Source organism: Clostridium sp. 19966, from assembly GCF_032335695.1.
GTDB lineage: Bacteria > Bacillota > Clostridia > Clostridiales > Clostridiaceae > JACTOJ01.
Genome location: NZ_JACTOJ010000053.1, coordinates 1 through 10,239 on the forward strand (window position 1 = coordinate 1; position 10,239 = coordinate 10,239).

Sequence of the window (10,239 nt, forward strand, 5' to 3'; positions counted from 1 at the left end):
TTGTTATCCTGTGAACCTTTTTGCATGTACATAACCTCCCTAGTTAATTAATATCTGTTATTTTATCAAAACTGATTTTAACCTTCTAGGCGTTAATTTTTTTACGGTTACCTTATTTTTTTCTTTTCTAAAAGAGTGTAATCTACAAGCCAGGGACTGGAGCCTCCAATAATCCAAAAGGAGTTTGTGGGGTCTCCCTGATCTTTTAGCCATTGTTTCTTAAGCTTATCACACATCACAGAATACTGCATGACACCATTGCGATTCTTGTATCCTTCAGCCCAAATATCTACGGCTTGCTCAGGACTAGCTGCTCCGAATTCCTTCAGCGCCTGATCATACAAATATATTTGCCCTTTTATCTGGTCCAAGGTTAGAGGAGGTCCAATAGTTTCAGAGGCAAAGCATTTCTCAGATAATCCTTGTGCTTTAACCATCACAAAGGTTGATAGCAAAAAGATTGTAAATCGTAAGCAAAATTTCTTCATAAAGCTCGTCACTTCCCCAAAAATATTTATTCTTAGTATGCCATTAAAGAATTTATTTATGACTAATATTTGAAGTAAGAAGAAGTGACAAGTTACCTTGAAAAGAATATAACTAGATAACTTCTCATCTAGTTAAGAAGCTACCTAGTTATAGTAATACTAGGGACTTTAAGGCTTTTCAAAGGCAGGCTTTAAATTTTATTAAATAGCGCTTTTTATAATATTTATTATTTCCTTTGGATGATCTATTACATATTTAAAACAGAGTCAAAAATTAATATGTTCTAGATACTACTTTGCATAAAGGTATTCCTGCGAAATAAAACTTTATTTCTTATAAAATAGTATTTACGAAAATCTAAATATATTTTATTATGAAAATATAAGTTTAAACAATGTAATGTGGAGTAAGCAATGGAGGAATACTAATTTGAAAATTAAAGAAAAAAGTGTATTAGATAAAATATTTTCTGTTTACGAAACCTTGTTTGAAGCAGAAAAAAAGATAGCGGATTATGTTGTTAATAATCAAGGAAAAGTTATTGATTTGACAGTTTCTGAATTAGCCTCAGAGAGCAGTGTAAGTGAAGCTACTATAATTAGATTTTGCAAAAAATGCGATTTTAAGGGCTTTCATGATTTGAAAATAAATATAGCTAAGGAAATGGTGAATTCAGAAAAAACCAATATAACTAATGATATAGATCCAAATAATATATCTCAGTCCCTTCAAAATATATTAGCAAACAAAATCGAAGAATTAAAGCAGACCGTATCAATGATGGAGGAAGAAGTAATTAGAAAAATATTGGATTCAATAAAAAATGCAAGAATTGTGCAGCTGGTGGCAGTGGGAAATACCATACCTGTTGCATTAGATGGTGCCTACAAATTTAACCAAATAGGCATATCAACAGTGGTAAATACTATCTGGGAAACTCAGCTGGCATATACCTACACCTTAACTGATAAAGATGTAATCATAGCCATATCAAATTCAGGCTCCTCAAAGCGATTACTAACTTTATTAGATATTGCAAATGAAAAAAATGTTACTACAATAAGTATAACAAATCACGAAAACTCCCCAGTAGCTAATAAAACCAAGTACCACATAAACACAGCTACAAGAGAAAAACTATTCTTAGATGAATTCAGTTTTTCAAGAGTGTCAGCTATAACAGTTATCGAAATATTATATCTTCTATTGACCGCAGATAAAAAAGATTCCTATAACTGGATCAGCGAGCATGAACACTCTATAGCAGATGATAAAGTTTAATTAGGCATAGAGGAAAATATATGTGGTACTATTCACTATGAAAAGGCTGCCCAAATATCAGGAACCTCTGTATTTCATTTTCAAAGGATATTTTCTTTTCTAGTTGGAATCCCAATCTCCGAGTATATACGGAGAAGAAAGATGACTTTAGCTGCTTTTGATCTTCAAAAATCTAATGCTAAAATCATAGATATTGCTTTAAAATATGGATATGAAACACACTCATCATTTACCCGTGCCTTTCAACAGTTTCATGGAATTACTCAAGCATCTGTCCGCAGCAAAGGAGTCAGTATTCAAGTTTATCCATCAATTCATATCAATATAGCAATCAGAGAGGCAGATGCAATAAAGTTTAGGGTAGAAGAAACTGAGACTTATAAATTATTTGGCAAGGATGATATTATTGTTCCGATGTGCAGAATCGGGCATGAAATGGATAGCAGTAAATTCAATATTACTTTATACTTACATTAAGTCAGCAGCTTATAAAGACATGGGATTTTTTGTTATATGACTTTTAACAACAATGATATAATGGAGAGAGCGAAAATGAGTGATAGGTATACGATTGAAAAACTTGATATAAAAAAGCATGGAAATGGACTGTGGAATTTGTGGCAGACAGTATCAAGCAAATATCCGGGAGGTGTTTATTGGTATCATGGTGATACTAATAAACAATGGGAAAATGTATTTGTTTGCCTTGATGGTGATAAACTGATAGGAAAAGGGCAGGTCATGGTGATGTGTGAGCAGCCATATGAGGCACCAAGTTATGCAGAAAATCGAATTTTCTATAACATCAGAGTCCTGCCTGAATATGAGAGGGTTGATGATGTGCTTGATCAGCTGTATGATGCTGTACATAGCAGGGCTGTGGAGATAAGGAAAAGTTTTAGTAATCATAAGTGTCAATTATGTGTTGGCAATTCCGTGAATGAAATTATATATAATGAGTTTGCATTGAAAAAGGGCGATAAGGAGCATAATAGCCTGTATTTCATGAGCGCACCTATAAATTTAATTAAACAGTATTCATATAATGGCGAAGATTCAGCTATAACATTTCGTGAGTTCTCCCTTGCTACAAAGGAAGCAAAGGAACAGTATCTGAGGGAACTGGAATGGAAATGTTTTACGGATGACATTATGGATATGCAGAGGCTGCTTAGATACATGGATTCAGATTTTTTCATGGTCTATGGAGCCTTTGACGGGGATAAATTAATTGGCGCTGTTATGGTAGATCAGGATGGAGATGATATTCCCGAAATTGAGTCAGTATCTGTATTAGAGCAGTATCGTGGAAAACACTATGCCAAAATAATGATTGGAAAGGTTATGGATTTATTGTCTGAAAAGGGTTGTGAGAAGGTGAAATTGACGGTATTTACAAGTAATGAATCAGCCATAGGGTTATACCGTAATTTAGGTTTTAACATTGATAAAGAAGAAAAGAGGTTTATGAAATATATATAAATCTAATTGTAAAGTATTTCGAAATGGTGTATTAAAGCACTAGTTAGATAGAAAAAATCAGTGGGGTTGTAAAGATAGGATAGATGTAGAAATTGAGAATCTTTATGAAGGTCTCAGAAGGACAGTTCTTTGGAGTCTTTTAGCGAACATGATTTTTTCGTGCATCAAATGCAAGGTTTCAAATACTTCAATATGATAATATGAATCTTGAAAGAAGGGAAATTAATGGATTGGTTAAACAGTATGAATAAGGCTATTGACTACATTGAATCAAATCTGGCTGATAGAATTTCGTATGATAAAGCCGCACAAATTGCTTGCTGCTCAACTTATCATTTTCAAAGAATGTTCTCATCCATCACTGATGTGCCACTGTCTGAGTATATAAGGCGTAGACGCTTGACCTTAGCCGCTTTTGATTTGCAAACTAGTGATATTAAAATCATTGATGTGGCTTTTAAGTATGGATATGAATCGCCTGAAGCATTTAGCAGAGCGTTTAAAAAACTACATGGAGTAATGCCAACATCAGCGCGCGATATTGGTGTTTCACTAAAAGCCTTTCCCAAAATGACCTTCTCAATATCAATTAAAGGAGATACTGAAATGAATTATCGTATTGAACAAAGAGAGGCATTTGATGTATTTGGTGTTTACACTGAAATTAGCACAGATCAAGAAAAAGCATTTGATCAGGTTCCATTATTTTTTAAAAGATGTGATGATGACGGTACAACAGATACTATCAATAATCTTTTAGGCCGTTTTGATGACAATTATACGATTTCTGCATTGTATGACTATTCAGAAACAACATTTAAGTACATGTTATGTAATTATTTACCCAAGGGTTTATCAATCCCTTCAAGGTTCACAAGGCTCTCAGTTCCTCCATCAACATGGGCAATATTTGATGTGCCTGAATGTGAGATGCAGAGTGCTTGGAAACGCATTTTTTCGGAGTGGTTTCCTACATCTGAGTTTGAAGCAATTGAAGGCATTCAGTTTGAAATGTATTACGGATTGGCGAAACATCAGAATGGTTTCGGGGAAATATGGATTCCCGTAAAGAAAAAGTAATATTATTATATGGGTAAAAAGCATAGAATCTGAATAAACAGTTTGCACAATATCATCAAAAAGAATGCTCTTATGTCTATAATCCTAATGGAACTATAAGTAAGCAAGACACCTTACGTTAAATTTCGTAGAGTGTCTTGCTCGTTTTTTATCTTATGCTTTTACAATTATTTTTAATTCTTAATTTTTACTTATTCACTTGTTCTTAGCTATAAAAGAGATAAATATCTAGATATAAGTATACAGAGGCAATTAATTTCATAGAATAAGAACATACGATCGCAAAAATATCTTTATATTAAGAATACTTGTTCTTATAATAGAATATGTATAGTAGAAAGAAAAGGAATGTGAGGAAATGAGTAGATTAATATTCCATATAGATGTAAATTCTGCTTATTTAAGTTGGGAAGCTGCTTATAGATTGCAGCAAGGTGAGAAACTGGATCTTAGAACTGTTCCATCCGTAGTGGGAGGGGCTGAAGCTAGCCGTCATGGAATAGTTTTGACTAAATCTATTCCAGCAAAGAAATTTGGAATTCAAACTGGTGAAACCCTTTATAATGCAAGAATAAAATGCCCTGAATTAGTAGTTGTTCCTCCCAGGTATTGGTTATATATGAAATCAAGTGCAGCAATGCATGAAATGCTGTTAGAATACACACCGCAAATACAAAGATTTTCAGTGGATGAAAGCTTCTTGGATCTATCTAACATGGAACATTTATATCCTGATTATATGAAGCTAGCAGAAAAGATTCAAGAAAGAATAAAGAAAGAACTAGGGTTTACTGTGAATATAGGCATATCCCAAAATAAATTATTAGCGAAGGTAGCATCAGATTTTACAAAACCTGATAGAATCCATACATTGTTTCCCCAGGAAATAAAAGAAAAGCTGTGGATACTCCCTGTTGAAGACCTATTTATGGTGGGGCGTGCAACGGCACCAAAATTGCACAATCTAAATATAAATACGGTGGGCGACCTTGCTAATTATGATTTGTCTATATTAAAAAGAAAATTCAATAGCCAGGGTACACTACTTTGGAATTACGCCAATGGTATAGATAATTCAGAGGTAAGAAAAAGCAACCACATAGAAATGAAAGGCATTGGCAATAGTACAACAATAGCCTTTGACGTAGAGGACAGTGAGACAGCGCATAAGGTCCTCCTAGCACTATGCGAAACTGTAGGCATGAGGCTTAGAGACTCCAATAATTGCTGCACTGTGGTTTCAGTAAGTATACGTGGAAGCGATATGATATCCTATTCCCGCCAAAAAAAACTTACTGTGCCCACAGATTCTACACGAAAAATACATGAAGCAGTTTGCTATCTGTTTGATAATGTATGGAAAGGCAACCCCATAAGACATCTAGGAGTACATGTAACAGATTTCTGTGGAAATGATTTTTACCAAACCTCCCTGCTTGAACCCTTTGACTATGAAAAAGATAGAAAAATAAATAAAGCTATTGATGATATAAGGATAAAGTTTGGACATAATTCAGTAATCAAGTCCTGTTTTCTTCATTCTGGCTTAAGTCCTATGCTGGGCGGTGTTGGTGAAGAAGAATATCCATTGATGTCCAGCATTTTGTAAGGAGAGGTGTATGTATTAATGAAGGTAGTTGCAAAACCTATTGAAGTTATTTCCTATACAGATGCCAAAGGGGATATTAGACCCTTAAGAATGAAATTTGAAGTGGAAGATAATACTGCCATAGTGGTTAAAATAGATAGGATAATAGAAAAGCATATTGAGAAATTAGCCGGTAACTATATGTGGCTATTTAGGTGCCAAAGCACAATCAACAATACACAGCGCATATTTGAATTAAAATATGAATTAGAAACCTGCAAGTGGATAATATTTAAAATATAGCTTTAGGTATATAAAGGCAGAAAAGCAAGTTTTTTAGCCAGGATTATATGAAACGGAGAGAAAATAAAAATTTAATATTTTAAATTTGGTTAATTTGAGAAAAGAGAAAATTTTGGAGATTTTCTCTTTTTTTGTTAAAGGGGCAGGGATTAGGGATTAAAATGGTATTATGGATAAAAATGTAGATTTCAATGACGAAAAAGACTTGGAGAATTGTTATGAGTGATAGGATTGATTTGAATATAAATAGCCTTTTATCAAAGGAAATAGTAAGAGAGTGCTTGCCCTCTAGCCAGAAAGTGGATTCAAGCACCTTTTCCAAGGTGCTTGAGGATATGTCTGCCAGCTATAAAATGTATTGGCTGCTGGGAATATTGGAAGAGGTTAGTGAGGGCAAAACTGAGATTGAATCTAAAAGGATAATAGCAAGAATGATTGCAAAGGCGTGGTATCCCATAAGGCAGTTTAGGCTTAGTTTTGGTATGTCCGATGTTTTATACAGGTCTATAGATTATATAGCGGAAAAATCACAGTACAAGGCCAATTGCGATGAAAGAAAAATAGTGGATTTTGCTTATGGCTGCGAGGACAAGGAGCTAAATAAAATAATGAAGGAACTTACCTACAAGGTGCCTTATAGACTGCTTGCTCCATTTTTTAAAGAAGAAATAAAGGTCAAGAAGCAGCATGAAGTAGAAAGAGCTATAGCTGAGCTATCCCTTGAAGATGATAGGTGCCTATACAAGATTGTAAAGGGAGAAAAGAATAAAATCATTTTAAATGAGGGCTGGGCAGAATATCTTATCTCCAATTATAAAATTATTAAGGCGTGGATTTACTATAACCTGGCGGACTTTTTGCAAAAAAGAAATTCTAATGTGCCTGCAATAGTTTTTAAGCTGGAGGCACCTTCTAATAACAGTAGAAACTTACTTAAGGCTACCAAGCTATGGAAGTCTGTTATAAGTGAAAGAAATATAAGGGATATGTACACAGGAAAAGAATTTGTAGATATAAACTTTGAAAAATACGGAAGTTTAAGCATAGACCACTTTATCCCTTGGAGTTTTGTGATGCATAACGAGCTGTGGAATCTAATTCCAACATTCAAGAATATAGATAGTTCCAAAAGTGATAAGCTGCTTTCTTTAGACGCATACATGAAGGACTTCAGTAGCTTGCAATATGAAGCCTTCTCTTATTTCTGTGAAAAAAGAATGGATAATGCTTGGAGGACTATTTTAATGTGATAAAAGTTGACAAGCTCTATGATTATTACAGGTATGCTGAAAAAAGCGATTTTGAAAATAAGTTTAAAGAAAGCATACTGCCACTGCACCAGATAGCGAGGAATCAGGGGTGGATGGTGGTGGAGAGGGTGTGAGGGTAACACTTATAGCTATATAATAACTTTTCATAACCTGAATATAATTATAACCAATATTAATAATGAAGATGATCATACGCTATTAGATTTATATAATCTGTTTGATAAAAAGGCAAAGGAAAAACAATTAAAGAAAGCTAAGATAATACTTATGATGACCTTGCCTGCTTTTAAAAGATATAGCAATGGGAAGTGATTCTTTTCTTTGGAATGGATATAGCTCTATTAAGACTAATACAAGATATATTTGTTTTGATACTCATGATTTACAAAATAATTATGACATTATTAAAAGAACTTATATTTTAATATTATTACCTGCTGATGGCAGGAAATGAACAAAGACAGAAATGAAAGAGTATTGTTAGTCTGTGATGAAGTTTACCTTATGATATATACTAATGTAACTCAAAGCTTAGTATTCCTAAGAAATGTAGAAAAAAGAGCAAGAAAATATGAACCATGAGTAGCCGTCATAAGCCAATCTGTTGAATATTTTCTTGGTTATCAAATAAAAATGTACGGACAGGCACTATTAGATATAACATGCTTCTAGATAATAACGGGTACAGATGGCTGAAACTTACAGGAAACTGAAGAAATTTACAATTTAACAGATGCAGAGGAAATGTGTTATTAATGATAGGTTCTAAAAGGTTTCATGTGGTGCTTGACATACTAAAATATAAATTGGAGTGTATATATAAAAATGGAACAAGGCAACAAAGTAAGATGATTTGTAAGTATCTGTCTTTATTCGTAGGAAAATGCGGCAAAATAGTATTGAAAGAGTTGTGTCAATAAAGAAATTTTGAAGAGTGAAAAAGTAATGATATTTATTTGAAGTTATACTAATAAGAAGGTGAAAGATATGATATTTAAAGCTTTAGCAGTGAGGGAGGGTGATTGCTTCCTTACAGAGTATAAAAAGAATGACGAATTAATTAGAATACTTATTGATGGTGGTAACGATAAAAAAGAAACTGTAGAATTATTCGAAAAATTAAAATTACCAGATAAGCATATTAATTTAATAATATGTACACATTATGATTCTGATCATATTAATGGGATTATTGGTCTTCTTGAAGAGGGATATACATTTGATGAAATTTGGCTTCCAGAGATACTTGGTTCTGTGGCTGCTAAAATTGGATCCAAAGGTATTAGAGAAGTTGTAGAGGAATTAAATAGAATCAGTGAAGAAGAGTATAGGCAATTGATGAAATTTGATGAGTGCTTGCTAACAGAATTTGAGAATGACTTTAATAACAACAAAGAAGTTGAAACAGATATAGATATAAACTTTAGCTCTAATTTATGGGGAGCTAAAACTTATGAATATGTATCTTTTTATGATGACTATGGATATGAAAATATGCTTAATTATTCTAACTGTATCGACTGTAGTAATCATAATCAATGTGATAGATATAATTATATGGTTCTAAAGCATACAATAATTGATACTGTAAACAAAACATCAATGTTAATGAGTTTAATGATTTCTAAAACTTATTCAGGATCTAAAATTGTATGGCTAAAGAATACAAATTCATTAGTAAGTAATAAAATTAGTACTAATATTGACGTGTTGGCACTTAATTCGGAAGTGTCCAGAAGAAGACCATATATTAGTTTACATAAGTTATTAAAATATATATATGCTCTTTCTAAATCCAATAAATTTAGTCTTGTGTTTAAATTTGATCTTGAAAGCTACCCCAATATATTGTTTAGTGCAGATTCTGATTTTAATTTTTTAACTTTAGGAGAAAATATACAATTAAAGGAGAACTCCATAGTCACTGCTCCACATCATGGATCATTACATAATCAACTAGCATATAATAGAATAGCTGTTGGGAGTATGATTTGTGATAAATCTTTAACTTTTGTAAGAAGTGATAGGGATAATCCAATTGGGAGACCTTGTGATAGGTATAAAAGATTATCTAAAAAATATTGTACAAAATGTACAGCAAAATATGCAAGACGTGCGAATGTTAGATTAACATTAAAAAGAAATGGAACATTTAGAGTAAATAAAAAAGCTTGTAAATGTGAGTAAGGATAAAGAATAATTTGTTCAAGCCAGAACTAAAAAATATTAGTTGTAACTGGGAGGATGATTCAAATTGAAGCATTTAGAAAGTACAATAAAGTTCAGTTAATCTCCTATAACATTGTTAGAACTTGATAATTTTAGGGGTGATAAATATATTTGTGATTTGTTGACATCAACAATTATTTACATTATAGCTAGAAGAAAACTTCCAGTTATGATGCTAGTAGATTTTGCACCAGACGGATTTCATATTTGGGTATCAATGAATAACAATCCTGAAATTATTGAAATATGTATGCTTCAAAAGCATAATATGAAATTGTTACATGATGGACTTACTGAAATGGAAGTAGGAAATAATACTGAACTAAAAGATCAATTTCATTCAATAACGCTATTGGGTAAGAATAAGCGTTTTATAATGAATGCTAATTTAGATAGATTAATTCTTGGATCTATGTCAATATCTTAGACACAAAAAGTTGAACTTTTTATACAATTTTTCTAGCTAAATCTTCGCATTTTTGTGGAGTTAAATATCCAATACTACTATGTATCCTT

12 protein-coding genes are annotated in these 10,239 nt (G+C 32.6%); 11 read left to right on the plus strand and 1 reads right to left on the minus strand.

Annotated elements, in window-relative coordinates; genetic code table 11:
- Positions 1–107: 107 nt before the first annotated feature.
- Positions 108–488 carry a hypothetical protein gene (locus tag IAI10_RS23860; protein WP_315675819.1) on the minus strand — a complete coding sequence of 127 codons (381 nt, stop codon included), beginning with the start codon at positions 486–488 and terminating at the stop codon, positions 108–110.
- 400 nt (positions 489–888) lie between these two features.
- Here IAI10_RS23860 and IAI10_RS23865 point away from each other — a divergent pair, with 400 nt between their 5' ends.
- The 11 genes from IAI10_RS23865 to IAI10_RS23915 all read left to right on the plus strand — a co-directional run bounded on the left by IAI10_RS23865 (position 889) and on the right by IAI10_RS23915 (position 10,150).
- Complete coding sequence (locus tag IAI10_RS23865) at positions 889–1,770, plus strand: MurR/RpiR family transcriptional regulator (RefSeq protein ID WP_396334423.1); 882 nt, start codon at positions 889–891, stop codon at positions 1,768–1,770.
- A 54-nt stretch (positions 1,771–1,824) separates the two neighbouring features.
- On the plus strand, positions 1,825–2,247 hold the full coding sequence (locus tag IAI10_RS23870) for a helix-turn-helix transcriptional regulator (RefSeq protein ID WP_315675830.1): 423 nt from the start codon (positions 1,825–1,827) through the stop codon (positions 2,245–2,247).
- Between the two features lie 75 nt (positions 2,248–2,322).
- Positions 2,323–3,252, plus strand: a complete 930-nt coding sequence (locus tag IAI10_RS23875) for a GNAT family N-acetyltransferase (protein ID WP_315675821.1) — start codon at positions 2,323–2,325, stop codon at positions 3,250–3,252.
- A 225-nt stretch (positions 3,253–3,477) separates the two neighbouring features.
- A complete protein-coding gene (locus tag IAI10_RS23880) occupies positions 3,478–4,332 on the plus strand; it encodes an effector binding domain-containing protein (RefSeq protein ID WP_315675822.1) in 855 nt (284 codons plus the stop codon).
- A gap of 358 nt (positions 4,333–4,690) precedes the next feature.
- Positions 4,691–5,941 carry a DNA polymerase IV gene (locus IAI10_RS23885; RefSeq protein ID WP_315675823.1) on the plus strand — a complete coding sequence of 417 codons (1,251 nt, stop codon included), beginning with the start codon at positions 4,691–4,693 and terminating at the stop codon, positions 5,939–5,941.
- Positions 5,942–5,959: 18 nt separating this feature from the next.
- Positions 5,960–6,223, plus strand: coding sequence for a hypothetical protein (locus IAI10_RS23890; RefSeq protein WP_315675824.1), 264 nt, complete (start codon positions 5,960–5,962; stop codon positions 6,221–6,223).
- A 218-nt stretch (positions 6,224–6,441) separates the two neighbouring features.
- Entirely contained in the window at positions 6,442–7,473 is a 1,032-nt protein-coding gene (locus IAI10_RS23895) for an HNH endonuclease domain-containing protein (RefSeq protein WP_315675825.1), read from the plus strand.
- A complete protein-coding gene (locus tag IAI10_RS23900) occupies positions 7,470–7,607 on the plus strand; it encodes a hypothetical protein (RefSeq protein WP_315675826.1) in 138 nt (45 codons plus the stop codon). The genes IAI10_RS23895 and IAI10_RS23900 overlap by 4 nt, the downstream gene beginning before the upstream one ends.
- A gap of 337 nt (positions 7,608–7,944) precedes the next feature.
- On the plus strand, positions 7,945–8,076 hold the full coding sequence (locus IAI10_RS23905) for a hypothetical protein (protein ID WP_315675827.1): 132 nt from the start codon (positions 7,945–7,947) through the stop codon (positions 8,074–8,076).
- Positions 8,077–8,481: 405 nt separating this feature from the next.
- On the plus strand, positions 8,482–9,681 hold the full coding sequence (locus IAI10_RS23910) for an MBL fold metallo-hydrolase (RefSeq protein ID WP_315675828.1): 1,200 nt from the start codon (positions 8,482–8,484) through the stop codon (positions 9,679–9,681).
- A gap of 211 nt (positions 9,682–9,892) precedes the next feature.
- Complete coding sequence (locus IAI10_RS23915) at positions 9,893–10,150, plus strand: hypothetical protein (protein ID WP_315675829.1); 258 nt, start codon at positions 9,893–9,895, stop codon at positions 10,148–10,150.
- Positions 10,151–10,239: the final 89 nt, after the last annotated feature.